The organism is Arcobacter rhizosphaerae (genome assembly GCF_049472155.1).
GTDB lineage: Bacteria > Campylobacterota > Campylobacteria > Campylobacterales > Arcobacteraceae > Arcobacter_B.
The window spans coordinates 26,687-52,461 of the sequence record NZ_JBMOVW010000001.1; the positions used below are offsets into that span (position 1 = coordinate 26,687).

Sequence of the window (25,775 nt, forward strand, 5' to 3'; positions counted from 1 at the left end):
TCAATTTGCGCGATTGTATCTAAGTTTTGCAAATTAAAAGATAAAAAGAAAAAATTAGTTTAAAATAACTCAATCATTTTAGGTACTTCATCTACAGCAAAACATTTTAGCTTAAGGTTTAGGTTTGGTTTTTGAGATATTACAGCTTTTTTTATACCTTGTGCTTGTGCTTCTTTAAGTCTCATATCCATAGAATAAACATCTTTGATTTCACCTGTTAGTGAAACTTCTCCAATAAATACAGACTCTTTAGAAATAGGTCTATCCCTAAAAGAAGAAATGATAGCTGCAACCACTGCTAAATCTGCTGAACTCTCTTTAATTTTGATACCACCACTAATATTTACAAATACATCATAATGATTTAATGGTAAATCAATTTTCTTCTCAAGTAAGGCTAAAAGCATATTTAATCTATTTACATCAAAACCTGTAGCACTTCTTTTAGGATTTGGATGTGTTGATTCTGTAACTAGGGCTTGTACTTCAAGTATTAAAGCCCTTGAGCCTTCCATTGATACAGTTAAAGCTGAACCACTTTGGGCTTTTGTTTTATCAAAAAACTTTGAAGCTATATCTTTTGCACTAATTAATCCTTCTTGTGTCATTTCGAAAATACCAATTTCAGAAGTTGAACCAAATCTATTTTTAAAACCTCTTAGCATTCTAAGCTCTTTTGAAGCCTCCCCTTCAAAATATAAAACAGTATCAACCATGTGTTCAAGTACTCTAGGTCCAGCAATACTTCCATCTTTTGTTATATGACCAATAATAAACATCGCAATATCCGATTCTTTTGCTTTTCTCATAAGCTCAAAAGTAATCTCACGAACTTGACTTACACTACCTGGGGCTGATGTTAGGTTTGAAGAGTAGATAGTTTGAATAGAGTCAATAATACATACTTCATAATCTTGTCTAAGTAGTTCATCTTGAATTTCTTCAAGTTTTATTTCACTTAATAAAAACATATTATCACTATTTGCGTCAAGTCTATTTGCTCTTAGTTTTATTTGTCCAGCACTCTCTTCTCCTGATACATATAAAACCTTCTTCCCTGAAAAGGCAATGCTTCCTGCAACTTTAAGTAATAAAGTAGATTTACCAACTCCTGGGCTTCCTCCAATTAAAGTTAAACTTCCAGGTACAATTCCTCCTCCTAAAACTAAATCAAACTCTTCATTATATGAACTAAATCTTGTTACGTCATCTTGAACAATTTGAGTAATTGCTTTTGCTTTAGAAGCAGTGGTACTTACTTTTGATACTTGTTTTAGTACCTCTTGCTGTTCTTGGTTTAGCTCTACAAAACTATCCCATCCTCCACAGTTTGGACATTTACCCAACCATTTAGTAGATTGTTCTCCACAATGTTGACATTCAAATAATACTTTTTTCTTTTTAGCCATAATACTTCCTATTTATATCTCATGCAATTATAATCAAAAATTTTTAAGGAAAGTAAAAATATATCAAATTGTAATCTATTAAGATTTAGAATTAAGTTTTATGTTACAATATTTAAAAATTAAAAGGAGTTTTAAATGTTAAAAAAAACTATTTTATTTCTTATTTCAACTGTAGTTTTAAGTAGCTCACTGTTTGCATCGCCTTCTTTAAATGATATGCAATCATGTCAAGGTTTACTAGATTTTATTGATAAAAAACTTGAAAAAGCACCGTCAAAATACCCTTCTTCTGATATAAAACTTATAAAAGATGGTCTTAATGAGTATAATAAATATATCCAAAATGAAATTATAACACCAGGTTTAGCTAATTTTAACAAAGGTGATTATTCAAAAGCAAAATTAATGCAAAAACAAGTTGATGCTTATAAAGCAAATCTAGTTAAAGCTTATTCTAAAAAATATCCTCAAAATCGTTTATATAGTGATTATGCTATTGCTGTAAATAATTGTGCAAAGCTTGCAGTACCAAAAGGTAAAGCTTTAGAAAAATTAAAAGCTTCTTTACACACTATAATCAAACTAGCTAAAATGAAATAAGTCTATTTAATGATAAAACTATTTTGTGATGGAAGTGTTAATCCTCAATTAAAAATAGGCTTTGGGGCTTATTTTGTATTTGAAGACAATAGTGATTTAGAAATACTAAAAAAAAGTATAAAAGTAAAGATGTTTGAAAACACTTCTTCTACAAAACTTGAATTAGAGGTTTTATTATGGGCTTTAAAACAAGAGTCTGATAAAATCCAAAAATTAGAAGTTTATACAGATTGTCAAAATATTTTAAGTCTACTTCACAGAAGAGAAAAACTTGAAAGTAACAATTTTAAAACATCTACAAATAAAACAGTAAAAAATGAACTTTTATATAAAGAATTTTATAGTTTTATTGATGTTTTAGAAATTGATTTTATAAAAATAAAAGGTCATAAAGCTTCAAAGAAAAAAGATGAGTTTGATAAACTTTTTAATCTTGTGGATAAAGCTTCAAGAAAAGCTTTAAGACAGTATTTAAATAATGAGGAAAAATAATGATTATATATATACACGGATTTGGTAGTAGTGGACATGGAGGAAAAGCTTCATTAATAAGAGAATATTTCGATGATGAAGTAATTGCACCTTCTTTATCTTATGTACCAAATTTAGCAATTGATACTTTAGAACAGTTAATACAAATGCTTTTAGAAAAAGGTGAAAAAGTAGGTTTGGTTGGTTCTTCTCTAGGAGGTTATTATAGTATATATTTAGCAAATAAGTATGATTTAAAAGCTGTTTTAATTAATCCTGCTATTTATCCATATAAAACATTAGATAAAGTTGGAATGGCAAGAAACTATTATGATTTATCTACTTTTGAAGTTACAGCTGAACATATTCAAGCCCTAAAAGGTTTAGAAGTTCAAGAAATAAAAAAACAAGAAAATTTTATAACACTTCTTCAAACAGGAGATGAAGTTCTTGATTATAATGATGCTGTTGAAAAATTAGAACAAAGTGAACTTGTAATAGAAGAGGGTGGAACTCATTCCTTTGAGAATATAGAGAGTTATTTTAGAAAAATAGGTAGTTTTTTATCGTAAATTGATAGTTTGTAAAAAATAAGAAGTTTTTACTTCTTATTTTTCTTCAGGAGTGTAGATTTCATCTAAAATACTATCTACAAATTCATCAGGGCTAAATTCGATTAAATCATCTTGTTTTTCTCCCACACCTACAAAGAAAATAGGTAATTCAAGTTGATTTGAAATTGAAAATAGGGCACCCCCTTTTGCAGTACCATCAAGTTTTGTAACAATTATACCATCAACACCAACTATTTCATTAAAAGCTTTTGCTTGAGCAATTGCTGTATTTCCTTGTGTACCATCTAAAATCATTAACTTTTGATGAGGTGCGCCTGAGTATGCTTTATCACACACTTTTACAATTTTTTTAAGCTCATTATTCAAGTTTGTTTGAGTTTGTAATCTTCCAGCTGTATCAATAATCACATTATCAATATCTCTTGCTACTGCTGATGAAATTGTATCGTAAGCAACTGCACTTGAATCATGCCCTTGTTTTGTTTTTATAATCGGAACATTAAGTTTATCTGCCCATGTAGCAAGCTGTTCAATAGCCGCTGCTCTAAATGTATCTCCTGCTCCAAGAATTACTGATTTACCTTCTTTTTTAGATTTGTTAGCAAGTTTTGCTATTGTAGTAGTTTTTCCTGCTCCATTTACTCCTATGATTAATCTTACAAAAGGTTTTGGAAGATTTGATAAATCAACATCTGGTGCATGTTCAAATAGCATTACAAGTCTATGTCTTAATTGTTTTCTTGTAATCTCCTCTGGAAGTCCATCCATTGCTTTTTCAATAATTTCATATTCCATATCAGCTTCAATAAGCATTTCTTCTATATCGTCAAAGGCAATTTTTTCTTGTTTTTGAGGAATTACTGATTTGATATTTCCAAAGGTTTTTTCTAAAGCTCTTGAAAAAAATCCTTTCTTTTCTTCTTCTGTTTCAGATTCTTCTTCTACTTTAGATTCTATTTGGGTATTTGTATTATTTGCTTCTTCTTTTACAATTGTTTCTTCAATATCTTCTTCTTTTATATCTTTTTCAATTGTGTCATTTAAAACAACTTCTTCTTTAGTTTCAATTTCTTGTTTTTCTTCTTCAAAAGAGTCATCTTTTTTTACATCCTCTTCAAGATGTTCGCTTTTTACTGGTTCTTCTTCTTTTTTCTTTTTCTTAAAAAAACTAAACATTTATGACCTTTATTTTTTCAATAGTTTATTTATATCTAGTTCCATCATTTCAACAGGAACTATTCCAACGTATTTTTGGAAAATGCTACCATCTTTTCCTAACATAAACATAGTTGGTATTGATTTTACTGGACCAATTTTATTAGCAAGTTTATAGTTGTCTTCACTATTTGTTACATCATAGTTTATATTAAAGCTATTTGAAAACTCTAATATTTCTTCGTTTGTTTTATTTTTTTCAAGTAAAACTGAAATTACTTTAAAATTACCTTGGTATTTGTTTTGTAAAGTTATTAAATTTGGAATCTCTGCTTTACAAGGTGGACACCAAGTTGCAAAGAAGTTTAATAATATGATTTTGTTTGGGTACTCTTTTACTTTGTAAGTACCATTTTCTTCAATTAATGTTATTACTTTATTATCAATTGTTTTAAGATTAATTGTATTTGTATCTTTTACTGCTATGTCTTGTTGTGCTTCTTCTTGTTTTTTTTCTTTTTGTTCACAACCTGTGAATAATAATATAGATAAAATAGACAAAAATGCCAAGGTTTTAAACTGCATTTTAATTCCTTTGGGTAAAATTATTTATTGGGTTGAAATTTTACCCAAGTGAGGCTTAAATATGAATGTAAATCACAAAAGTGATTTTAGAAAATCGTGTATTAAAAAGTTAGAGTTTTCGAGTCGTTTTTCGAAGTTTTATAGAGATAAAATTATTATTAGAAATATAGAAAACTTGATTGATAAGAGTAAAGCAAAAAACATATTATTGTATATACCTTTAGGAACAGAGGTTGATACAAAACCTTTAATAAATAAATTAAGAAAATATAAAAATAAAAATGTTTATGTTCCATATATGTATAAAGATAGTTTTAAAATAGTGAAATATAGACTTCCTTTAAATAAAAAAAAGTTTGGAATAAAAGAGCCTAATAACTCTTTTTTTAAAACTGATAAAATTGATATGGCGATAGTTCCTATTGTTGGAGTTGATTGTATTGGAAAACGTATAGGTTTTGGAAAAGGCATGTATGATAGATTTTTTGATAGATTAAATTATAAACCAACAATAGTTTTTACTCAATTGACACTTTGTAAAAGTGACAAGATACTCACAGAAAACCACGATATTCAAGCAGATTATATAATTACTAGTTAAGGTTTAGAAAATGGAATATATTATTGTAGGAGGAGTTGTAGCACTTTTAAGTTCTGCAATCAGTATTTTTGTAGTCAGGAAAATAGATAAGGCAAAGTTGCAGGTTTTTATAGAGCAAGCAAAGGCCAAAGCAAAAGTTATTGAACATGAAGCAGAGGTTGCACTTAAAGAGGCACAACTTAAAGCTAAAACTGACTGTGATAGAGAATTCAAAAATGCAAGAAGAGATTATGATGCTATGCTTGCAAAAATTGAAAAAAAAGAAAAAGAACTTAATGAGCATTTAGAAAAAGAGTTAAATGCTATAAAAGATCAAAAAGAACAAATTATTGAAAAAAATAATAAGCTAAGTACTTTAAAAGAAGGACTTAAAAAACAGAAAAAGACTTATGAAGAGAAAACAGCAGAAGCTATTAAAATTTTAGAAAATGCTTCTGGACTTACAGAAGACGAAGCAACTGATTTAATGATTAAAAAAGTAAAAGAAGATTCAAGAGCAAAAATAGCTTCCATTTTTAGAAAAAAATATAAACATGCTGAACAAAACTGTAAAAATGAAATTAATAATATGTTATCTCATGCTGTTACAAGATATGCAGGAGAGTTTGCAGCAGAAAGACTTATCAATAATATTCCTTTAAGTGATGAAGAAACAAAAGGAAAGATCATTGGTAAGGAAGGAAGAAATATTAAAGCTCTTGAAATGCTTATGGGTGTTGATATTATTATTGATGATACTCCAAATACTATTACTATTTCTTCTTTTAATCTTTACAGAAGAGCAGTTGCTACTAGAACAATAAAAGAGTTATTAGAAGATGGAAGAATTCAACCAACTAGAATTGAAGAAGTTTATAAAAATGTAAAAGCTGAATTTGATAGAAATATTCATAAAGAAGGTGAGGATGTTGTTCTTGAATTAGGAATAAAATCAATGCACCCAGAACTTGTAAAATTAGTTGGGAAATTAAGATATAGAGCATCTTATGGTCAAAATGCTTTAGCCCATACCTTAGAAGTTGCACATCTTTCAGGACTTTTAGCAGCTCAAATGGGTGGAGATGCTATTTTAGCAAGACGTGCTGGTCTTTTACATGATATTGGAAAAGCTTTAACGCATGAAATGCCAGGTTCTCACGTACATCTTGGGGCTGAAATTTGTAAAAGATATGAAGAACCAGACACAGTATTAAATGCTATTTATGCTCACCATGGACATGAAGAACCTATAAATGTAGAGAGTGCTGCTGTATGTGCAGCTGATGCTTTAAGTGCTGCAAGACCGGGTGCAAGAAGAGAAGTTTTAGAGAGTTTCTTAAAAAGAGTAGAAGAAGTTGAAAAAATATCTACATCAAAAACAGGTGTTATAAATGCTTATGCAATTAATGCAGGTAGAGAAGTAAGAGTTATTGTAAAAGCTGAACTTGTAAATGATGATGAAGCAGTTTTATTATCAACAGAAATTGCTCAAGAAATTGAAGATAAAGTTCAATATCCAGGTGAAATAAAAGTAAATGTAATAAGAGAGCTTAGAGCAGAATCTTATGCAAGATAAATTTTAAAGAAAAGAGAAAATGAAAAATAATAAACCAACAACTAAAATAATTGCAGGAAAATATAAAGGAAGAGTTTTAGAACTTCCATCTTTAGAGGTTACAAGAAGTTCAAAAGCAAGACTTAAAGAGTCATTATTTAATGTATTACAATTTGATATTATAGATAAAATATTTGTTGAAGCCTTTGCCGGTTCTGGATCTATTGGTTTAGAAGCTTTAAGTAGAGATGCAAAAAGAGCTTATTTTGTAGAACTTAATAGAAACTCTTATAATATATTAGTAAAAAACTGTAAGTCTTTAGATATGAATTCATGTCAAACTATGCAAGGCGATACTTTTACTCAAACACCAACAATTTTAAATAGTTTAAAAAATTCAGAAGATGAGATAATTTTATATGTTGATCCACCTTTTGATTATAGAGAAGGTATGGATGATATTTATACAAAATCTTTTAAAATGATTGAAGAAATTGAAAATGATAATATTTATATAGTAATATTAGAACATGTATCAACACTTGAAATACCTGAGGTTTTAGGTAAATTTAGCTTAGATAAGACAAAAAAGTTTGGGAAAAGTTCCCTTTCATATTATACTTATAAGGATGAGAAATAAGATATGTTTAAATTGGCTTTATATTTACTAGTTACAACAGTTTTATTAGTATTTTTATTGCCTTTTTTTTATACTGTTTCTCCTTATGAATTAAACCCAAGTAAAATTCTTCAAGCACCATCTTGGGAACATCTTTTTGGTACGGATAGATTAGGAAGAGATGTTTTAGCAAGAGTTTTACTAGGTGGACAAACTTCACTTATTATTGGTTTTTTAGCTGCTTCTATTTCTTCTATAATAGGACTTTTTATAGGAATAAATGCAGGCTATTTCAAAGGTAATATAGATAAATCAATTACTATTATAATTGACTTATTTTTGACTTTTCCTACTTTTTTCTTACTTTTAGCACTTGTTTCGTATATTCAAGCTTCGGCACTTATTTTAATCATAGTTATTTCAATTACAGGTTGGATGGGAATGGCAAGATTAATTAGAAGTGAAAGTTTTGCTATAGGAAATAGACCTTTTATTAAAATATTAAGACTAGCAAATGTTTCTACTTTAAAGATTATTTTTAAATATTTTACACCATTATTAGCACCTATATTTTTAATATCATTTACCTTTGGAGTAGGTGGTTCAATTTTAGCTGAATCAGGACTATCTTTTTTAGGTCTTGGTATTAATCCTCCTGATATGTCTTGGGGGTCACTGCTAAGCGATGGGAAGGCAGTTATGGATATAGCGTGGTGGGTTAGTTTTTTCCCTGGACTTATGATTTTTATTATCACATTTTGTCTGATGCAAATATCAGATTTCTTACAAACTAAAGCTAATCAAAAAGAAATTCAAAAAACTTAAGTAAATGCTACTTATTTGTTATGTTTTTATTTTATAATTTAATTGTTGAGTATATGACTCAACAAAAAAGTATAAAAAGGGAGCTAAGGATGAAAAGGATAGCAGTTATTCTCGTATCTTTGTATAGTTTATCATTTGGAGTAGAATATGACGAACTTCAAGGAAAAATGTTGTCACTGTCATGTGCATCATGTCATGGAACTGATGGTAAATCTGAACTTATTACACCATATATTGCAGGTATGGAAAAAACAAGTATGTATCAAACACTTCTTGATTATAAGTATGGGAAAAGAGAAGGTACAATGATGCAAAAACATGCAAAAGGTTTTACTGATGCGGAACTAGAACAAATAGCTTACTATTTTTCAAAAGTAAAGAGATAAAGGATAAAAGATGATGAATAGAAGAAATTTTAATAAATTACTTATTGGATCTGTTGCTCTTTCTTTTACTGCTTGTAGTAGTCTTACAAGTGTTTCTTTACCAAAAGATAAAAAAAGAGTTGTTGTTGTAGGTGGTGGTTTTGGTGGTGCAACTGCTGCAAAATATCTAAAAAAATTTAGCCCTGAAACAGAAGTTATTTTAATAGAGCAAAATAAAGAATATTATACTTGTCCATTTGGAAATACTGTAATTGCTGGATTAAATGATATCGAATATATTAAACATGATTATAAAACTTTAGAGAGTAAATATAAAGTAAAAGTAGTTTATTCAAAAGTAAAAAAAGTTGATGGTTCAATAAATAGTGTGATTTTAGAAAGTGGAGAAATAATACCATATCATAGAGCTATTGTTTCTCCTGGAATTGATTTTAAATATGAAAAAGGTTATGAAAAAGGTTCTGAAAGATTTGCACCTCACGCTTATAAAGCAGGGGCTCAAACAACACTTTTAAGAGAACAACTTGAAAATATGAAAGATGGTGGAACTTATGTGATGGTATCACCTCCTAATCCATTTAGATGTCCTCCTGGACCTTATGAAAGAATCTCACTAGTGGCTCACTATTTAAAAACAAATAAACCAAATTCTAAGATTATCATCTTAGATCAAAAAAATAAGTTTTCTAAACAGGGATTGTTCCAAGAAGGTTGGGAAAAGCTTTATGGAGATATGATTGAATGGAGAAGTGCTGAGTTTGGGGGAAAAGTATTAGAAGTTAATCCTAAAAAACTTGAGATTACAACTGAAGATGAGGTAGTGAAAGCTGATGTTTTAAACTATATTCCTTCACAAAAAGCAGGTCAATTAGCCTTTGATTCTGGTTTAACAAAAGGTGATTGGTGTCCTGTAAATACTAAAACATTTGAATCAAGACTTGTAAAAAATGTACACGTAATTGGAGATGCAGCAATTGCTACAAAAATGCCAAAATCAGGTTTTTCTGCAAACTCACAAGGAAAAATTGCTGCTTTACAAGTATCAAGACTTCTAAGAAAACAAGCTGTAGTTAATCCTCCTAAATTAGCTAATACTTGTTATAGTTTAGTTGCTCCAAAATATGGAATTTCTGTTGCTGCTGTTTATGAAGCCCATGAAGATAAAATCGTAAAAGTTGAAGGTGCTGGTGGCTTAAGTCCTATGAATGCTGATCCTTCATTTAGAATGCAAGAAGCACAATATGCTGTAGCTTGGTATCAAAACCAAATGGCAGATGTATTTAGATAGATTAAAAAGAGAGTAAACTCTCTTTTTAATTACAATTTTTTTGTTTTTCTAATGTTGTTAAATTTTCAAGTCTAGTTTTAGCTGACTCTTTTGCTTCATTGTATTCTAATCTATTACCAATACCTAAATCTCCCAAGATACCAAATACATACTCTTTGTCGAACTTATTATTTTTTGTTTCTATGTTATTTATAAATTTTTGTGCTTTATCTATCTCTACTTTTATTGCTTGACAAGTTAAGTATTGACTTTCTAATTCTGTAACATTTTGAAGTCTTCCATATCTTTTTGTTGAACAAGCTGTAAAAATAGAAGCAATTGATACAGCAAGAAGTGTTGTTAAAATTGTTTTTTTCATGTTTTTCCTTTTTATGGTTATATTTTTAAAAGTATATATTTTTAATATGTGTAAAATATGTGAATAAAAATTTGATATAATCTTTCTTATGAAAAATGAAAAGTTTAAAAATATTAGATTACTATATGTTGATGATGAAGATCTTATTCGTGAAAATGCAATAGAGTATTTAAATAGATATTTTGATGAAGTTTATGAATCAAGAGATGGCTTGGAAGCTTTACAATTAATAGAAAAAGTTAAACCTCATATTGTTATCACTGATATAAAAATGCCAAATTTAAATGGTATAGAGTTAGCAAAAAAAATCCGACAAAGTGATAAAAAAACACAGATTATAATAGCTACAGCTTATACAGATACAAATTTTTTAATTACTGCAGTTGAATTACAACTTGTAAAATATATGGTAAAACCAATTTTAGAGACAAAATTAATTTCTGTTTTAAAGTCTTGTATTGAGACTATAAAAGAAGATGATACTAATATTAAAAAGTTTTCTTCAGATGTTTTTTTTGATATTTTTAATAAAACTCTTTTAGTAAATAATAAACTTAAAAAACTTACAAAAAATGAGATTTTATTTTTAGAACTTTTATGTTTAAATTCAAATAGAGTTGTTTCTTATGAAGAAATACAAACTTATATTTGGTATGACAATTATATGAGTGGTGATGCTATACGTTCTTTAGTAAGAGCCTTGAGAAAAAAACTACCAAATGGAATTATTGAGAATTTTTCAGGACTTGGATATAAAATAAATATTCTAACTTAACATTTTTTCAACATATTTTTTTATTATTATAAAATAAAAAAGGTTTTTTATGAAACTACTTTTTATATGGTTTCTTTTTATTGTTAATTTATTTGCTTTTTCTGATGATCCAATTATTTCAAAAATGGAAGTTTCAAAAGATAATAAAACTTATATAGATATATCTACTATAAAAGATGAAAACTATTTTGATAAATTTTATTTAAAACTATTTTTAAACAAAGATATTATTCAAAATAAGAAATATTTTCTTAGAATTTTACATAATTATAAAAATATAAAAGACATAAATATAGAAGCTTTTAGAAATGATAATGAATTAATAATAGAAATAGACAAACTTACTCAAAATGAAATAGTTATTGAAATAGATACAAGTGATTCTAAAGCAGGGCCTTATCTCAACTTAGAAATATTTGATGAAGAAGGCTTTAAAAATATTTTAGATACTGAAAAACTATATTTTGGTTTAGCTTATGGTATTGTTTTTTGTGCTTTTTTATATAACTTCGTTTTATTTCTTTATAATAGAGAAAAAAGCTTTTTATATTATTCATTTTTACAGCTATCTTTGCTTTTATTTATGATTACAAATATTATGACTTTGGATTTTTTTAAACCTTTGTATGAATATATTCATGTATCTGATTTCCTAGGACAACTATCTTTTATATTTGCAGTTTTATTTAATAGAGAATTTTTGGATTCTAAAAATACTATTCCCAAAGTTGATAAGTTATTATTAGTACTACTTTTTTTAGTTATTATTGACACTATTGTTTATGTTATTATTGGAAATAGCATTTTATTTGATTATCTACCAATTTCTATTTTTGTTGGTATTTTATTGTTATCATCATTTTTAGTTTATAAACAAGGATATAAAATAGCTTTATTTTATATTTTAGGTTGGAGTGTGATTTTTCTATGTCTTATTGTTGTAGAGTATGATTTTTTTATGGTTTCTGATATTTATGCTTTATATATTGGGTTTCCTTTAGAGTCCTTGATTTTATCTTTTTCATTAGGATATAAAATGAAGGAGTTAGAAAAAAAGAAAACTATGCATGAACAGATGCTTATTCATCAAAATAAACTCGCTTCAATGGGACAAATGTTAAATAATATCGCTCATCAATACAGACAACCTTTGACTCATCTAGGATATATAATGATGAATATAAATAGTGCTTTTGAACATGGGGAGTTAGATAAGAAATACTTGGATAAAAAAATAAAACAAGCAAATAATCAACTTCTGTTTATGTCAAATACTATTAATAGTTTTAGAGATTTTTATAAGCCAAAAAAACAAAAAGAATTGTTTTATATAAAAACCGCTATTTCAAATGCAGTCTTTATAATTAAACCAATAATAGAAGAATACAGTATAAAACTTGAAGTAAAAGTAGATAAAGATATACAAATTCTTGGCTTTGAAAATGAGTATTCTCAGGTTGTTTTAAATTTGTTAAGTAATGCTAAAGATGAATTAGTAAAAAATAGTATAGAAAATGCAAAAATAGAAATAAATTTTGAGAAAGGTAAACTTTTTATAAAAGATAATGCCAATGGAATACCCAAAGAGTTAGAAGAAAAAATCTTTGAACCCTATTTTACAACAAAAGAAAAAAGTAGTGGAATAGGTCTTTATATGTCTATGCTAATTATTCAAGAGCATTTTAATGGTGAACTTCTACTTCAAAACTCAAAAGAAGGGGCAACATTTATCATAAAAGTATGATTTTATAAACTTTATATTTATTTTTACTATAATTAATTAAAGAGTCTAAAATAAAAGGATTTTTATGAAGTATATGTCAGTTTTATTGATATTTTTTATATCTGTGTTTTTTACAGCATGTTCCTCAAAAAATCAAGTAAACTTTAATAAACAAATGAAGTCTATTTCTTTAAATGAAAATATAATAGTATCAAAACCTGTACAAACTGTAAAATCTCCTGTATCTTTAAATTTAGGTTTTGGAAGATATATTTCTCGTCATATAGGTATTCATGCAGGAACTAGTGTAAGACCTGATATAAAAAATAGTGAAGGTTTAAACTTTCAAAGAGCTTTAAATAAGTTTGATATTTCTTTAGAAAATCAGATAAAACAAGAGTTCAAAAAACAGATGAGAGAAGATAGTTTTTATAAAAATAAATTTGTTCCTTTTGGTGCAAATAATGTTATAAATTTATATGTAAAAAAATATGAAATTGATGAAAGTTTCTTTTCCAATACAGCTTATATAAAAATCTATATGCAAGTAAGAATAGTAAATACACAAAATGGGAAAGAATTATACCTAAATGATTTAGTAAATGAAACAGCAGTTTCTTCAAGAAAGTATAAACTTTCAGATATTTTTAGAAATAAGAGTGCTTTTTTAGAACTATTAAATAGTTCTATTTCTAATCTAATTAAAAAACATATAAAAGAAATGAAAGAAATATAAATACTATAAAAAACTAACTTATTGTAACTATTTTGTAACTTTAAAGTAAGTTAAGAGTATAATAATAAGTTTGATTTTTTATAAAAGGATTATTTTGACTAGTTTTTTAAAAACTTTTATACTAGTAGCTATTCTTCCTATAGCTTTACTAGCAGATACAAAAGATAATTCTGTTACCTTTGGAGCTTTAACCTTACTTCCTCCATTAGTTGCTATTGTATTAGCATTTGTAACAAGAAATGTAATCTTTTCTTTATTTATGGGTATATTTACAGGTACATTTATGGTAAATATCACTGGTGCGAATATTTTCGCTTCTTTTTTCAATGCTTTAGTTGATATGTCATCAAAAATGGTTGGTTCGCTTGCTGATTCATGGAATGCAGGTATTGTTCTTCAAGTTCTAACAATTGGTGGTATGATTGCCGTTATTACAAAGATGGGAGGGCCTAGAGCTATTGCTATTAAACTTGCAGCAAAAGCTAAAACTCCTGCAACTGCACAACTTTATACTTGGGTTATGGGATTCTTTATATTCTTTGATGATTATGCAAACTCACTAGTTGTTGGGCCTATTATGAGACCTGTAACAGATAAACTAAAAGTTGCTAGAGAAAAATTAGCATTTATTATTGACTCAACTGCTGCACCTATTGCAGGACTTGCACTTATTTCTACTTGGGTTGGTTATGAGTTATCACTTATTAAAGATGCTTATGTTGCTATTGGACAGCCAGAGGTAAATGCTTTTGCTGTTTTTGTAGAAACACTTCCTTATAGATTTTATAATATCTTAATGCTTGCTTTTGTTTTCTTTACAGCTTTCACACTTAGAGACTTTGGTCCTATGTATGAAGCTTCAAAAAGAGCTTATGAAAAAGGTGAGTTAACAAATCCTAAAACAGATAGTACTTTGATGAATCAAGAAAACTCATTTATGATGCCTAAAGAAGATGTTACTTATTCTATTTTTAATGCAATTATTCCTATTTTTGTACTTATTATAGTTTCTATTGTAGGATTTTATATAAATGGTGTTTCAGGTTTAGAAGGTGAAGCTTTAAAGATTGTAGAAGCTGCTCCTTACTCTTTTGAAGCAATTAGAGAAGCTTTTGGTGCTGCTGATGCGTCTATTGTTATTTTTGAAGCTGCATTATTAGCTTCACTTGTTGCTATTGGTATGGGATTACAACAAAAGATTTTCTCTCTACATGAAGCAATTGAGACTTGGGTTTATGGAGTTAAAGCCTTAGTTATTACGGCTGTGATTTTAATCCTTGCTTGGTCTTTATCTTCTGTGATGAAAGAGCTAGGAACTGCTCAATATCTTGTAACACTTTTATCAGATAGTACACCTCAGTTTATTTTACCAACTGTGATTTTTATACTTGGTTCTATCATCTCTTTCTCAACAGGAACATCTTATGGAACAATGGGAATTTTAATGCCTTTAACAATTCCTTTAGCAAGTGCTGTAGGAATTCATACAGGTTTAGAAGGGAATGAACTTCATAGTTATATTGTTCTAAATGTAGGTGCTGTATTAACAGGTGCTATTTTTGGGGATCATTGTTCGCCTATTTCTGATACATCTATTTTATCATCAATGGCTTCATCTTGTAACCACATGGATCACATCGCTACGCAATTACCTTATGCATTATTTGTAGGGGCTGTTGCTATTGTTTGTGGATATATCCCAGCTGCATTTGGAGTACCTGTATACTTCTTACTACCAATTGGATTACTTGTAGTATTCTTAGTAATCAGATTTTATGGGAAACCTTATATTACAAAATAAAAAGAAAGGAATTTAATTCCTTCTTTTTATGTCCTTACATATCTTATTTTATATAATTTTATTATTTTTTTAAATTTTTAATATATAATACTTTATTAAAATATTATTTAAAAGAGTACTATGTCAAACAACGAAAAACTATTAACAAAAAATGATGATTCAGCTTTAATAGTAGAATGTCACCATTGTGAAGAAGAAAATACAATTAATCTTTCTCAAACAATTAAATGTAAAAATTGTAAAAAGCCAATAAATGGCTCTATGATTAAATATAAGTCAAATGGAATTGTAGTTTTAGGAAGTTTAATGGCTGGGGTAACTGCTGGAGCAGTATTAGAAGATAAAGAGTTAGTTTCAAGTGAGGTTTTATATGTATCAGGAACAGCTGTGGTAACATACGCAGTTATTGCTAGAACTAAGCTTGAGACTGAATACAAAATGATGAAAAAATGTATTGATAAATTTGGCTCCACTGATGAGGTTAGAGATAATTGTTTTTGTGTGGTTAAAAAGTTAAGTTCTTTTATGACTAAAGCACTTTCAAAAGATAAAGAATGGGTTGAAGATGAATTAGAAAAAAAATATGAAAAATGTTCTTCAAAAGAAGATTAATCGAACCAATGTTCGATATCTTCATCTTTTAATAGTTCATGTTTAAAATATGAACTTTTTATAAACTTATAGTATTCTTCAAGTTCAAGATATGTGTTATTTTGAAAGTTGTTATTTGTTCCTACTCTTTCTTCCCATCTTTCAAGTTTTCTTTTTAAATTTTTTGCTGTTGTCTCGATATGAGGATTTTCTTCAATGTAATATTTACTAAATCCATGTAGTGTTTTAGGGGTAAATTTTTTGTTTGTTTGAACTTCTTTATAAAAGATTTCCCATAATTTTCTAAAATTTTTATTACTATCAATTTTTGTCCCCAATTTTGTCCCCTTGTTCTTTGTAATACTTACATTACTGATTAAATATTTAATTATATTATCAGGAAATTTAAAAGGAGGTTATTATGGCAAATAATAATCATAAAGCAAACCAAGCTAATTCAAACAAAGGTACAAGTGGAACAAATAATGCAAATGCAAAAGTTCATGGAAATAGAGGTGCTCAAATGAATCCAAATAATAAAGGTTCTAAAGGTAAATAAAAATATAGGAAGTTCTACTTCCTATATAAAAACTAAGGAAAAATATGAATAATAAAAAAGTGACAGTTTTTATTGATTGTGAGAATATAAGTAGTGAATATATTCCTCAAATATTTGAAAACTTAAAAAAATTTGCTTCAATATCTTTTGCAAAAGCCTATGGAAATTGGAAAATTCTAGGTAAGAATTGGGAAAAAATGATTTTAAAGTATGGAATAGAAGAAGAACATGTAATTTCTACAATAAAAGGTAAAAATAGCGTTGATATAAAAATGACTATTGATATTTTAAATATGAGTAATAAAAATAATGTAGATTCAGTAGTTATCATTTCAAGTGATAGTGATTTTAGAAGTTTAGTTTTAGATTTAAAATCTAAGAATATTGAAACAATAGGTTTTGGTGAGGTAAAAACCCATGAATCTTTAAAAAATGTATACAATACTTTTATAGAATTACCAATTAATTTAAATATTAAAAAAAATGATAAATTGTTAATTATTTTAAAGGATGCTATAAAAAATGTAAAGTCATTTAGGGGTGTTACTTTAATCTCTCAAATAGGTAGTTATTTAAAAGAAAAAGATCCTTATTATAGACCTAAAAATTTTGATGTTAAGTCTTGGACAGAAGCATTTAAAAAATATGAAGAAATTTTTCAAATTGGTTATTTAGATAAAAGAAAAAGTATTATGTATGTAAAAGAACTTAAATAGGATATAGATTATATCCTATTTAGAAGCTTATCTAAAAGTCTTGTAGATAAAACTCTTTTGAAGAAACCTAAGATATATGTAGCTTTTGTTACATAATATCTTGGTTTTGGATTGTTTGATTTCATGATTTCTAAAATCACATTTGCTACTGATGTTGCTGGAAGATTAAAAGGTGTAGTATCTTTGTCATTTTCAAGTCTAGCTTTTAGCTCTTTTTTGTATGTATCTTTGAAAAAACTATTTTCTATATCTATATTTTTATTGAATTTTTTTAGGGCATTTTCTCTAAACTTTGAAGTAACAGGGCCTGTATTTATCGATGAAATAAAGATATTTGTTCCCATAAGCTCTTGTCTCATAGTATCGGCTAAACCTTCAATAGCATATTTTGAAGCATTGTAAGCACCTCTGAATTTAAGTGAGATTATTCCTAAAACAGATGAGTGTTGTATGATTTTCCCATAGCCTTGAACTCTAAAAATTTTCATAGCTTGTAGTGTAACTTCATGTAGTCCAAAGAAGTTTGTTTCAAACTGTTCTTTTAGTGTTTCTACACTTACATCTTCAACTGCTCCTGGTTGTCCATAACCTGCATTGTTGAAAACAGCATCTAGTTTTTCATCTTTGTTTAAAATATATTTTAAAGCTTGTGAAATTTCCTCTTTTTTTGTAACATCAATCTTAAGTGCTTCAAAACCTAAAGCTTTTAATGAGTTGACATCTTCTATATCTCTTGCACTCGCATAGACTTTGTAACCATTGTCTTTGAGTGTTTTTGCTGTTTGCAGTCCAATACCTGTGGAACATCCTGTGATTAAAATATTTTGCATTTATTATCCTATTTTTGAAAAGAGTTTAATACTCTCCCATGATTATCTGTTCTAAAGCCCTTTTGGGTACACAATGAGTGTCATTTTTTTCTCTGTAGTAGTTCGTATCAAAGTTTGTTGTATCAACTAGTTTGATATTTTCATCTTCAACACCTACAGCTATTCCTATCATAACATCTAGATTATCTGGAATTACAAAAAGCTTACGACATAACTGTTTATCTATTGAAGCAAGTGGTGCTGTAGCTAAACCTTTTGCTTTTGCAGCTAAAGAAATAGCTGTAAAAGAAGCACCTGCATCAAACATAGGAAAACCATCTATCATTTGATCATTTAACATCAAAATAAAAGCACTTGGTCTCTCTTCTTCACTTTGAGACCAGTCTTCTAAATGACTAGCCCAAGAAGCACTTCTAGCTAGTTTTAGTACATCTTCTTCTTTTGTAACAAGGATGTATTTTATAGGTTGCATATTTTTAGCACTAGAAGTTATTCGTGCTAGGTCAATAAGCTCTTTTAAGTCTTCAAGATTTACTTTTGTATCTTTTTTAAATCTTCTTGTAGTTCTTGCATTTTGGATTAAAGTTTTTAGTTTTTGATAGTTCATTTAAACTCTTTTTTTTAATTTCTTGTTATTATACCAAACTGAAAATTAGGTAGGATTATGAAAGATATAAAAGAGCTTTTAGATAAAGAAGTTTGTAGTAGAAATAGTAACTGTGAGTTGTCATACGATAAACCAGACCCACTTTTAGTGGCAAGTAGATATGATGATGAGTTTATAATACTTATATGTGCACTTTTTGCTTATGGAAATGCAAGGTTGATAGTGAAGTTTTTGGATTCACTTGATTTCTCACTTCTTGATAAAAGTGAAGAACAAATAAATAAAGCACTATATGGATACTACTATAGGTTTCAAAATAGTGAAGATGTAAAGATGATTTTTCAAACTTTTAAAAAACTAAGATCTGAGGATAGCTTAGAAAATATCTTTTATGAAGGCTACAAAAAAGAAAACAATATCCTAGAAGGTTTAGATACACTAATCACAAAAATCCACCAAATAGCAAACTATAAATCTCAAGGTTTTACTTTTTTGGTTTCAAGTCCTTTCAAAAGAGATAAACAAGGAAATATAAAACAAATAGGAAATGCTCCATACAAAAGATGGAATATGTTTCTTCGATGGATGGTAAGAAAAGATGAACTTGATATGGGACTATGGAAAAAAATAAGCAAAAAAGACTTAATCCTTCCCTTAGATACCCACACTTTCAAAGTATCACAAAAACTAGGCTTATGTGAAAGAAAAACTTATGATTTAAAATCAGCACTTTTAATAACTGAAAAACTAAAAGAGTTTGATATAAATGATCCTGTGAAGTATGACTTTGCACTTTATCGGATTGGGCAGGAGAGGATGATATAAGTAAATATTGTATAAGTAGACTTTATTTTGAAGAGTTTAAAACACATACTTTCACGTAGTTCATCAGGCTTTCAATATTTAAACTGAATTTGAGAAAAGATACAATGAAAGTCTTACAAAACATTAGGTGTTGACTGATTAAAAAACTGTCTACTCTTTTGGGTCATTCCATCAGGAGATGTTTTATATACATTTATTCTTATTTTTATTTGATTTAGTAAGTCTTCTTTCAATTAGAACCTTTTTTATTAATTTTTAGCTTTTAGAGTGTATCTTAAATAATATGAGTTAATTATATTTAAATATAGTATAATATAATATTAGTTTTTGTTTATTTTAGTTAAAATATATAATTTATATAATTATTAATGTTGAAATAATCTAATAAGGAGTGTAGGTGAACTATCCATTACATGATCTTTCTTGGCAAGAATTTGAAGATGTTGCTATCTCTATTTGTGAAGAAATACTAGGAGTAGCAACAATAAAATTTGCTGATGGGAAAGATGGTGGAAGAGATGCAAAATTTACAGGAACCGCAAATCATTTTCCAAGTAATGCAAGTCCATGGAATGGCAAATTTATTATTCAAGCAAAACATACTACTAATATGGTTGCTAGCTGTACAGACAGTGAATTTAATACACTCTTAAAAAAAGAAGTGAAAAGCATTAAAGCCTTAAAAGATGATGATAAAATAGACAACTATATAATGTTTACAAATAGAAAATTAACAGGACTTCAAGACCCTAAAATTGAAGATTTTATAGAAGAAGAACTTAACATAAATAATCAAATATTAGGTGTTGAAAGAATCCAAAAATGGCTGCAAGACTATCCCCAGATAGCAAAAAAACATAAGTTAGATAATTTATTATTACCATTACAATTTTATGAAAAGGATTTAAAAGATATAATTCTTTCTTTTTCAGATATTGACTTTAGTAATGATGATTTACAAGAAATACAACGAAAAAATGATAAAATAAAAATTGAAGATAAAAATGACTTAAACAAATTAAGTAAAGAATATTTTAACAACTCTTTAAAACGTTCAATGAAAGACTTTGCAGAAATAGAACATTTTTTTAAAAGTCCAAAGAATAAAAAATTAGCAAAAATGTATGATAATACAATTGATGATATTCAATCAAAAATATTGGTAAAAAGAAGTGATTTCCATACTTTTGAGGAAATTATCGAATATTTATATGATTATATGCTAAATAAACAAGAGTTGTTTTTAAAAGATAATAGGAGATTAATAAGAGTGTTTTTACATTATATGTATTTTCATTGTGACATAGGTATTACAGAATGAGTTATTTAAAACCCACTAAACATATTAACTTACAATATTCTATAGTTAATATTTCTGCTAATATACTAAAATTGTTAAAAGAAAATACAATTATTGAATATACTGAATTACTTGATGTATTAAAACAAAAAATTGGAGATGAAGTAGGTGAAGTTTTTTTACTTAGTTTATCATTTCTATATATGCACAAAAAAGTTGAATATATAAAAGATTTAGATGTGATAAGGCTTATAGATGAAAATATCTAAAATATATGCAAATAAATTTTTTAAAAATGTTTCTTTTAATGAAACTGGACTTAATGTAATTGTTGGAAAAATATCTGATAGAGAGAATACAGAGCTTGACTCTCATAATATTGGGAAGTCTTTATTGCTTGAAGTAATTGATTTTTTATTACTAAAAAAAGTAAGTAATAAAAATAAATACTTTTTAACTAAACATCAAATATTTGAAGAGTCTATTTTTTTCGCTGAAATTAAATTAAATAGTGGTCAATATCTAATCATTAGAAGATCTACTGAAAACAATACTAAGATATCATTTAAAATTAACGATTTTAAACTTGAAGATTTCATTACTGATATAGAAGAATGGGATGAAGAAAATATAGCTATTGATAAGGCTAGAGAAACTCTAAATAGCTATATATGCTATGATATTTTACCAAATTGGAAGTATAGAAAAGTAATTAACTATTTTATGCGATATCAAAATGACTATATTGATGTTTTTAAACTTAGTAAGTTTCAAGGTGTACATAAAGATTGGAAACCTATGGTTTTTGACTTATTAGGATTTGATGGAAAACTTATTGACGAGAAGTTGAGTTTAGAAGAAAGCTTTGAAGAACAAAAAGCATTATTAAAAACACTGGAAACTGAAAATAAGGTTTCTAGTGAAGATGAAGATAAAGTTGTTGGTTTAATTGCAATTAAACAAAATGAATTTGACACACTATCAGAAGAAGTAGATAAATTCAATTTTTATGAAAAAGATAATGCAGAAAAAGAAAAACTAATTAATGATATTGAAAGTCAAATTAAATATGCTAATACAGACCATTACAATATAAAATATGAAATAGACAAGATTGAAAGCTCTTTGAATACAGATGTTGACTTAATTGACATAGAGGATATAAATGAACTCTACAAAGAAGTAGAAATATTTTTTCCAGATACTCTAATAGAAGAGTATGAAAAAGTATTAAATTTTAATAAAGAAATTACGAGTGAAAGAAATCAATATTTATCTGAAAATTTGACTTCATTAAAAAAGGATTTGGAAGAAGTTGAATCTTTATTAAAAAATCTTGAAGAAGAAAAATCTGTTATCTTTATGGATATTACAGAAAAAACAACATATGATAAATTTAAAAAATATCAAAAAGATTTAGCAAAAACAGAAGCAGATATTATAATACTACAAAATAAACTAACAAGTATTAATAAAATGTCTTTAATACAAGAGAAAATTAATAACCTAGAAACTGAAATAAAAACAAAAGTAGCAGAACTAAAAAAAGAAATATTGAAACAAAACCATAAGCATATTAGAAAACTATTCAATGAATTTACAACAAAAGTTTTAAATACTCCAGCAGTATTATCTGTTAAATCAAATAAGAGCAATAATATTGAGTTTGAAGCGGAGTACCAAAATCAAACAGAACTTATAACAACAGATTTAGCTAGAGGTAATACCTATAAAAAAATATTGTGTGCTGCATTTGATACTGCATTGCTTCAATTTTATAGTGACAAATCTTTCTACAAGTTTGTATACCATGATGGAGTTTTAGACAGTTTAGATATTAGAAAAAAAGAAAAATATATAGAACATGTTAGAGATATCTCGAATACACATAATATTCAATATATTTTAACAGTAATAGAATCAGAAACATTTGATTTAAGAACTGAATTTAAATTTACTGAAGATGAAGTTCGTTTAGTATTATCAGATGAATCATGTGAAGAAAAACTTTTTGAACATTGTTTTTAAAGATAATTGAAACAGTTTATCAATCTGGATAAAATAACTTATACTTAGAAGTTCAAATTATCTAAGTTAATATAGTAAGTTCAGCAACCTGTAGTTTTTGGAGTATATTCCAAAAGTAAGGTTTTTAAATTACATAATTTAATATATTTTATGTGGTTTAAATTTTATTATAGATAATCTAAAAGTAACTACCATAACATATTTTTAGTAAATTATTAATAAATTCACACATTGATAAAAATACGATAATCGTATATAGTGACTAAACAAAAGGGGGTATCAAATGACACAAACAGAAATTAGTAAATATTTAGATATACCATTGACAACATTAAATGACTGGAAAAAAGAAGATAGTAATAGATATAAATTATATCAGTTATTGATAAGTCTTGATAAAAGTGATGTTGTCAAAAAATTAAATAAAAAAGTTAATCATAGGTTTTTTAATATTTTAAATAGAAATATTGATGATAACTCAAAGTCAACATTTGATGAAATAAGAAAAGCTTTTAGTAAAAAAGATTATAATGATGGAACTATCAAGGAACAAACTATTTATTCAAAGTTTTTTAAAGAATTAGAAGTAAACGAATTAGAAGATTTTGTTAATACCTTTAATGTTTCTAAAAGAGATATAAAAAGTATTTATATTTCAAGTCCATTTAGAAACTTAAGTCGTGTTGCAAAAAACTGGGATAAAAGGTTTAGATTAAAGCATCTTCCTTTACAAAAAGAACATAACAAATTCCCTTTTAATATTTAAGTTTTATTCTATTAGTAAATCTAATCATATATTATTCATATTCATTTTTTATCTTTTGATTCTTTTATACTTTTTTATCACTTCTAGTTTCAATTATCAACACAACTTATCCAAAAATTATCACTTTTTGAGTTATTTGTGTGGGTAAAATATAACTTTTTTATGTTATTATATGTCTCAATTAGGGGTATATGATGATATTTGAAGACGAAGAAAAATTATTAAAAATAATAAAATACTCACCTACAGTTTTTATAGTTATAGTAACAACTATATTTCTTATAATCCAATACACAAAAACAAAAACAAGTTTTGAAAATGAAAAAAACAATATTCAAGCAGAATATTCTCAAAAAAATAAAGAACTTATAAAACAAAGAGTTTCAGAAGTTTATGACTTTATAAAAAGAGAGCAAGAACAAACAGAAAACAAACTAAAAAGCTCACTAAATGAAGCTGTAGATAATGCCTATGCTATTGCTTCTAGTATCTATTTAGAAAATAAAGATAAAGACATAGAAACTGTAAAAAAACTGATAATAGATGCCCTTAGAAATATTCGATTTTTAGATGGTAGAGGTTACTATTTTGTATATGAGAATAGTGGTAAAAACCTACTTCTTCCTCATAATCGTGAGCTTGAAGGTAAGGATTTTTGGAATCACCAAGATGCAAAAGGTACTTATATCATAAAAGATATGACATCACTACTTAGCAAAAATGATAAAGCATTTTATGAATGGTACTGGTTCAATCCCAAAAATCCTGACAAACAAAGAAAAAAACTTGGTCTTGTAAAAAACTTTGAACCCTTTAACTGGTTTATCGGTACAGGAGAATATATAGAAGATTTTGAAAAACAGATTCAAGAGAGGGTTTTACGACATATACGTGAAATAAGATATGGTAAAAGTGGTTATATTTTTATCATCAATTATGATTCTATTTATTTAAGTCATATAAGAAAAAACTTTATAAATCAAAGTGCAATAGATAATAATGACACTATTAATATAAAAAAAGTTATTGATGATCTATTTGAAATATCTAAAAAAGGTGAAGGATACTATACCTATATTCAAAATAAAAAACCAGGTATTGATGAGCCAATCAATAAAACAAGTTATGTAAAAGGTTTAAATGAATGGAACTGGATGATAGGAACAGGTTTTTATGAAGATGAAATAGAAAACTCAATAAAACAAAGAAAAACTCAATTAGAAAAGCAATTTGAACAGTATCTTTTAAATACTTTAGAAGTTACAATCCTTGTAACAGTTGTTTTACTTACAATATCGACTTATCTTTCACGGATTTTGAGAAAAAGATTTTTAAGATATAAAAGAGCTATAGAAGAAAAAGCTTTAGAAAACACAAGACAACAAACCTTATTAGCTCAACAATCAAAGATGGCAGCAATGGGTGAGATGATAGGTAATATAGCCCATCAATGGAGGCAACCTCTTTCTATAATATCAACAACAGCAAGTGGACTAAAGCTTCAAAAAGAGATGAGTATTTTAAGTGATAAGTGTCTTATCGAAGGTCTTGACAATATAAATAACACAGTTCAATACTTATCAAATACAATAGATGATTTTAGAAACTTTTTTAAAACAGATAAAGATAAAAAGTGTTTTTATCTCCAAGAGGCTTTAGATAATGCTTTATCTTTAGTGAAAACAAGTTTTAAAAATAAAGACATAACGATTATACGAAATAATGAAGACTTTCAAATAAATTCTTACAAAAATGAACTTATTCAAGTACTAATAAATCTTTTGAATAATTCAAAAGATGAACTTATAAAAAAAGATAAAGATTTTGAAAAGTTAGTATTTTTAAATGTATCAAAAGTCGATGATTCAATTAAAATCCAAATAAAAGACAACGCAGGAGGAATTCCTAAAAATATTATAAATAGGATATTTGAACCATACTTTACTACAAAACACCAAGCACAGGGTACTGGAATAGGGCTTTATATGAGTAGAGAGATTATCGTAAAAAATATGAATGGAAAAATAGAAGCTTATAATACTTCTTTTACTTACAACAGCACACTTTTTAAAGGTGCTGTTTTTGAGATAGTATTGCCTTTTGATAGTTAAG

General features: G+C 27.1%; 29 protein-coding genes. 22 read left to right on the forward strand and 7 right to left on the reverse strand.

Annotated features, from left to right (window positions below; all coding sequences use genetic code 11):
* Positions 1-59: 59 nt before the first annotated feature.
* Positions 60-1,409: a DNA repair protein RadA gene (radA, locus tag ACH5BH_RS00140; RefSeq protein WP_423297044.1), complete on the reverse strand. Its 1,350-nt coding sequence runs from the start codon at positions 1,407-1,409 to the stop codon at positions 60-62.
* A gap of 135 nt (positions 1,410-1,544) precedes the next feature.
* Here radA and ACH5BH_RS00145 point away from each other — a divergent pair, with 135 nt between their 5' ends.
* From ACH5BH_RS00145 to ACH5BH_RS00155, 3 genes are read left to right on the forward strand one after another with little or no spacing between them, the layout of a single operon-like run.
* Entirely contained in the window at positions 1,545-2,009 is a 465-nt protein-coding gene (locus tag ACH5BH_RS00145; RefSeq protein ID WP_404304589.1) for a hypothetical protein, read from the forward strand.
* A 9-nt stretch (positions 2,010-2,018) separates the two neighbouring features.
* Positions 2,019-2,501, forward strand: a complete 483-nt coding sequence (locus ACH5BH_RS00150; RefSeq protein ID WP_423297045.1) for a ribonuclease HI — start codon at positions 2,019-2,021, stop codon at positions 2,499-2,501.
* Complete coding sequence (locus ACH5BH_RS00155; protein WP_423297046.1) at positions 2,501-3,052, forward strand: YqiA/YcfP family alpha/beta fold hydrolase; 552 nt, start codon at positions 2,501-2,503, stop codon at positions 3,050-3,052. The genes ACH5BH_RS00150 and ACH5BH_RS00155 overlap by 1 nt, the downstream gene beginning before the upstream one ends.
* A 36-nt stretch (positions 3,053-3,088) precedes the next feature.
* On the opposite strand, the gene ftsY is transcribed toward ACH5BH_RS00155, so the two are convergent.
* Together ftsY and ACH5BH_RS00165 are read right to left on the reverse strand one after the other, a co-directional pair.
* Positions 3,089-4,012, reverse strand: coding sequence for a signal recognition particle-docking protein FtsY (ftsY, locus tag ACH5BH_RS00160; protein WP_404304669.1), 924 nt, complete (start codon positions 4,010-4,012; stop codon positions 3,089-3,091).
* A gap of 228 nt (positions 4,013-4,240) precedes the next feature.
* Positions 4,241-4,795, reverse strand: coding sequence for a TlpA family protein disulfide reductase (locus ACH5BH_RS00165; protein ID WP_423297047.1), 555 nt, complete (start codon positions 4,793-4,795; stop codon positions 4,241-4,243).
* A gap of 61 nt (positions 4,796-4,856) precedes the next feature.
* Here ACH5BH_RS00165 and ACH5BH_RS00170 point away from each other — a divergent pair, with 61 nt between their 5' ends.
* The 6 genes from ACH5BH_RS00170 (at position 4,857) to ACH5BH_RS00195 (ending at position 10,048) form a co-directional block, all read left to right on the forward strand.
* Entirely contained in the window at positions 4,857-5,396 is a 540-nt protein-coding gene (locus ACH5BH_RS00170) for a 5-formyltetrahydrofolate cyclo-ligase (protein ID WP_423297048.1), read from the forward strand.
* Between the two features lie 10 nt (positions 5,397-5,406).
* A complete protein-coding gene (gene rny / locus ACH5BH_RS00175; protein ID WP_404304579.1) occupies positions 5,407-6,951 on the forward strand; it encodes a ribonuclease Y in 1,545 nt (514 codons plus the stop codon).
* A 19-nt stretch (positions 6,952-6,970) separates the two neighbouring features.
* Positions 6,971-7,570: a 16S rRNA (guanine(966)-N(2))-methyltransferase RsmD gene (gene rsmD / locus ACH5BH_RS00180; RefSeq protein WP_423297049.1), complete on the forward strand. Its 600-nt coding sequence runs from the start codon at positions 6,971-6,973 to the stop codon at positions 7,568-7,570.
* Positions 7,571-7,573: 3 nt separating this feature from the next.
* Positions 7,574-8,374: an ABC transporter permease gene (locus ACH5BH_RS00185; protein WP_423297050.1), complete on the forward strand. Its 801-nt coding sequence runs from the start codon at positions 7,574-7,576 to the stop codon at positions 8,372-8,374.
* An 89-nt stretch (positions 8,375-8,463) separates the two neighbouring features.
* Positions 8,464-8,760 carry a c-type cytochrome gene (locus tag ACH5BH_RS00190; protein ID WP_404304573.1) on the forward strand — a complete coding sequence of 99 codons (297 nt, stop codon included), beginning with the start codon at positions 8,464-8,466 and terminating at the stop codon, positions 8,758-8,760.
* A 10-nt stretch (positions 8,761-8,770) separates the two neighbouring features.
* A complete protein-coding gene (locus ACH5BH_RS00195; RefSeq protein ID WP_423297051.1) occupies positions 8,771-10,048 on the forward strand; it encodes an FCSD flavin-binding domain-containing protein in 1,278 nt (425 codons plus the stop codon).
* A gap of 25 nt (positions 10,049-10,073) precedes the next feature.
* On the opposite strand, the gene ACH5BH_RS00200 is transcribed toward ACH5BH_RS00195, so the two are convergent.
* Entirely contained in the window at positions 10,074-10,406 is a 333-nt protein-coding gene (locus ACH5BH_RS00200) for a hypothetical protein (protein ID WP_404304569.1), read from the reverse strand.
* Between the two features lie 88 nt (positions 10,407-10,494).
* Between ACH5BH_RS00200 and ACH5BH_RS00205 the strand changes: the two genes are divergently transcribed.
* From ACH5BH_RS00205 to ACH5BH_RS00225, 5 genes are all read left to right on the forward strand, one after another.
* The gene (locus ACH5BH_RS00205) at positions 10,495-11,181 is read left to right on the forward strand and encodes a response regulator transcription factor (RefSeq protein WP_423297052.1); all 687 of its coding nucleotides are present in this window, start codon (positions 10,495-10,497) and stop codon (positions 11,179-11,181) included.
* Positions 11,182-11,230: 49 nt separating this feature from the next.
* Positions 11,231-12,925, forward strand: coding sequence for a 7TM diverse intracellular signaling domain-containing protein (locus tag ACH5BH_RS00210; protein WP_423297053.1), 1,695 nt, complete (start codon positions 11,231-11,233; stop codon positions 12,923-12,925).
* Positions 12,926-12,989: 64 nt separating this feature from the next.
* Positions 12,990-13,640, forward strand: a complete 651-nt coding sequence (locus ACH5BH_RS00215) for a hypothetical protein (RefSeq protein WP_423297054.1) — start codon at positions 12,990-12,992, stop codon at positions 13,638-13,640.
* A gap of 94 nt (positions 13,641-13,734) precedes the next feature.
* Positions 13,735-15,441, forward strand: coding sequence for a Na+/H+ antiporter NhaC family protein (locus tag ACH5BH_RS00220; protein WP_404304561.1), 1,707 nt, complete (start codon positions 13,735-13,737; stop codon positions 15,439-15,441).
* A gap of 120 nt (positions 15,442-15,561) precedes the next feature.
* Positions 15,562-16,053: a hypothetical protein gene (locus tag ACH5BH_RS00225; RefSeq protein WP_423297055.1), complete on the forward strand. Its 492-nt coding sequence runs from the start codon at positions 15,562-15,564 to the stop codon at positions 16,051-16,053.
* On the opposite strand, the gene ACH5BH_RS00230 is transcribed toward ACH5BH_RS00225, so the two are convergent.
* Positions 16,050-16,370 carry a hypothetical protein gene (locus tag ACH5BH_RS00230; protein WP_423297056.1) on the reverse strand — a complete coding sequence of 107 codons (321 nt, stop codon included), beginning with the start codon at positions 16,368-16,370 and terminating at the stop codon, positions 16,050-16,052. The two genes, ACH5BH_RS00225 and ACH5BH_RS00230, sit on opposite strands and share 4 nt — an antisense overlap.
* An 83-nt stretch (positions 16,371-16,453) precedes the next feature.
* On the opposite strand from ACH5BH_RS00230, the gene ACH5BH_RS00235 reads away from it, so the two are divergent.
* Together ACH5BH_RS00235 and ACH5BH_RS00240 are read left to right on the forward strand one after the other, a co-directional pair.
* Positions 16,454-16,591 carry an alpha-amylase gene (locus ACH5BH_RS00235; protein ID WP_423297057.1) on the forward strand — a complete coding sequence of 46 codons (138 nt, stop codon included), beginning with the start codon at positions 16,454-16,456 and terminating at the stop codon, positions 16,589-16,591.
* Between the two features lie 44 nt (positions 16,592-16,635).
* The gene (locus tag ACH5BH_RS00240) at positions 16,636-17,307 is read left to right on the forward strand and encodes an NYN domain-containing protein (RefSeq protein WP_423297058.1); all 672 of its coding nucleotides are present in this window, start codon (positions 16,636-16,638) and stop codon (positions 17,305-17,307) included.
* An 8-nt stretch (positions 17,308-17,315) separates the two neighbouring features.
* Here ACH5BH_RS00240 and ACH5BH_RS00245 read toward each other — a convergent pair whose 3' ends face one another.
* Positions 17,316-18,137 (reverse strand): SDR family NAD(P)-dependent oxidoreductase, encoded by an 822-nt coding sequence (locus ACH5BH_RS00245; RefSeq protein WP_423297059.1) that lies wholly within the window; start codon positions 18,135-18,137, stop codon positions 17,316-17,318.
* Positions 18,138-18,162: 25 nt separating this feature from the next.
* Complete coding sequence (locus ACH5BH_RS00250) at positions 18,163-18,744, reverse strand: nitroreductase family protein (RefSeq protein ID WP_423297060.1); 582 nt, start codon at positions 18,742-18,744, stop codon at positions 18,163-18,165.
* Positions 18,745-18,801: 57 nt separating this feature from the next.
* On the opposite strand from ACH5BH_RS00250, the gene ACH5BH_RS00255 reads away from it, so the two are divergent.
* The 6 genes from ACH5BH_RS00255 (at position 18,802) to ACH5BH_RS00280 (ending at position 25,774) form a co-directional block, all read left to right on the forward strand.
* Positions 18,802-19,569, forward strand: a complete 768-nt coding sequence (locus tag ACH5BH_RS00255; protein WP_423297061.1) for a TIGR02757 family protein — start codon at positions 18,802-18,804, stop codon at positions 19,567-19,569.
* Between the two features lie 397 nt (positions 19,570-19,966).
* Positions 19,967-20,890 (forward strand): ABC-three component system protein, encoded by a 924-nt coding sequence (locus ACH5BH_RS00260; RefSeq protein ID WP_423297062.1) that lies wholly within the window; start codon positions 19,967-19,969, stop codon positions 20,888-20,890.
* Positions 20,887-21,138, forward strand: a complete 252-nt coding sequence (locus ACH5BH_RS00265) for an ABC-three component system middle component 8 (RefSeq protein ID WP_423297063.1) — start codon at positions 20,887-20,889, stop codon at positions 21,136-21,138. The genes ACH5BH_RS00260 and ACH5BH_RS00265 overlap by 4 nt, the downstream gene beginning before the upstream one ends.
* Positions 21,125-22,897 carry a DUF2326 domain-containing protein gene (locus ACH5BH_RS00270; protein ID WP_423297064.1) on the forward strand — a complete coding sequence of 591 codons (1,773 nt, stop codon included), beginning with the start codon at positions 21,125-21,127 and terminating at the stop codon, positions 22,895-22,897. The genes ACH5BH_RS00265 and ACH5BH_RS00270 overlap by 14 nt, the downstream gene beginning before the upstream one ends.
* Positions 22,898-23,180: 283 nt before the next feature.
* Positions 23,181-23,663: a hypothetical protein gene (locus ACH5BH_RS00275; protein ID WP_423297065.1), complete on the forward strand. Its 483-nt coding sequence runs from the start codon at positions 23,181-23,183 to the stop codon at positions 23,661-23,663.
* 194 nt (positions 23,664-23,857) lie between these two features.
* Positions 23,858-25,774 carry a sensor histidine kinase gene (locus ACH5BH_RS00280; RefSeq protein ID WP_423297066.1) on the forward strand — a complete coding sequence of 639 codons (1,917 nt, stop codon included), beginning with the start codon at positions 23,858-23,860 and terminating at the stop codon, positions 25,772-25,774.
* Position 25,775: the final 1 nt, after the last annotated feature.

What these genes read in the sequence shown, in the direction of transcription:
- radA (WP_423297044.1), bottom strand. Translation starts at nt 1,409, where the DNA reads ATGGCTAAAAAGAAAAAAGTATTATTTGAATGTCAACATTGTGGAGAA.
- ACH5BH_RS00145 (WP_404304589.1), top strand. Translation starts at nt 1,545, where the DNA reads ATGTTAAAAAAAACTATTTTATTTCTTATTTCAACTGTAGTTTTAAGT.
- ACH5BH_RS00150 (WP_423297045.1), top strand. Translation starts at nt 2,019, where the DNA reads ATGATAAAACTATTTTGTGATGGAAGTGTTAATCCTCAATTAAAAATA.
- ACH5BH_RS00155 (WP_423297046.1), top strand. Translation starts at nt 2,501, where the DNA reads ATGATTATATATATACACGGATTTGGTAGTAGTGGACATGGAGGAAAA.
- ACH5BH_RS00165 (WP_423297047.1), bottom strand. Translation starts at nt 4,795, where the DNA reads ATGCAGTTTAAAACCTTGGCATTTTTGTCTATTTTATCTATATTATTA.
- ACH5BH_RS00170 (WP_423297048.1), top strand. Translation starts at nt 4,857, where the DNA reads ATGAATGTAAATCACAAAAGTGATTTTAGAAAATCGTGTATTAAAAAG.
- rny (WP_404304579.1), top strand. Translation starts at nt 5,407, where the DNA reads ATGGAATATATTATTGTAGGAGGAGTTGTAGCACTTTTAAGTTCTGCA.
- rsmD (WP_423297049.1), top strand. Translation starts at nt 6,971, where the DNA reads ATGAAAAATAATAAACCAACAACTAAAATAATTGCAGGAAAATATAAA.
- ACH5BH_RS00185 (WP_423297050.1), top strand. Translation starts at nt 7,574, where the DNA reads ATGTTTAAATTGGCTTTATATTTACTAGTTACAACAGTTTTATTAGTA.
- ACH5BH_RS00190 (WP_404304573.1), top strand. Translation starts at nt 8,464, where the DNA reads ATGAAAAGGATAGCAGTTATTCTCGTATCTTTGTATAGTTTATCATTT.
- ACH5BH_RS00195 (WP_423297051.1), top strand. Translation starts at nt 8,771, where the DNA reads ATGATGAATAGAAGAAATTTTAATAAATTACTTATTGGATCTGTTGCT.
- ACH5BH_RS00200 (WP_404304569.1), bottom strand. Translation starts at nt 10,406, where the DNA reads ATGAAAAAAACAATTTTAACAACACTTCTTGCTGTATCAATTGCTTCT.
- ACH5BH_RS00205 (WP_423297052.1), top strand. Translation starts at nt 10,495, where the DNA reads ATGAAAAATGAAAAGTTTAAAAATATTAGATTACTATATGTTGATGAT.
- ACH5BH_RS00210 (WP_423297053.1), top strand. Translation starts at nt 11,231, where the DNA reads ATGAAACTACTTTTTATATGGTTTCTTTTTATTGTTAATTTATTTGCT.
- ACH5BH_RS00215 (WP_423297054.1), top strand. Translation starts at nt 12,990, where the DNA reads ATGAAGTATATGTCAGTTTTATTGATATTTTTTATATCTGTGTTTTTT.
- ACH5BH_RS00225 (WP_423297055.1), top strand. Translation starts at nt 15,562, where the DNA reads ATGTCAAACAACGAAAAACTATTAACAAAAAATGATGATTCAGCTTTA.
- ACH5BH_RS00235 (WP_423297057.1), top strand. Translation starts at nt 16,454, where the DNA reads ATGGCAAATAATAATCATAAAGCAAACCAAGCTAATTCAAACAAAGGT.
- ACH5BH_RS00240 (WP_423297058.1), top strand. Translation starts at nt 16,636, where the DNA reads ATGAATAATAAAAAAGTGACAGTTTTTATTGATTGTGAGAATATAAGT.
- ACH5BH_RS00245 (WP_423297059.1), bottom strand. Translation starts at nt 18,137, where the DNA reads ATGCAAAATATTTTAATCACAGGATGTTCCACAGGTATTGGACTGCAA.
- ACH5BH_RS00250 (WP_423297060.1), bottom strand. Translation starts at nt 18,744, where the DNA reads ATGAACTATCAAAAACTAAAAACTTTAATCCAAAATGCAAGAACTACA.
- ACH5BH_RS00255 (WP_423297061.1), top strand. Translation starts at nt 18,802, where the DNA reads ATGAAAGATATAAAAGAGCTTTTAGATAAAGAAGTTTGTAGTAGAAAT.
- ACH5BH_RS00265 (WP_423297063.1), top strand. Translation starts at nt 20,887, where the DNA reads ATGAGTTATTTAAAACCCACTAAACATATTAACTTACAATATTCTATA.
- ACH5BH_RS00270 (WP_423297064.1), top strand. Translation starts at nt 21,125, where the DNA reads ATGAAAATATCTAAAATATATGCAAATAAATTTTTTAAAAATGTTTCT.
- ACH5BH_RS00275 (WP_423297065.1), top strand. Translation starts at nt 23,181, where the DNA reads ATGACACAAACAGAAATTAGTAAATATTTAGATATACCATTGACAACA.
- ACH5BH_RS00280 (WP_423297066.1), top strand. Translation starts at nt 23,858, where the DNA reads ATGATATTTGAAGACGAAGAAAAATTATTAAAAATAATAAAATACTCA.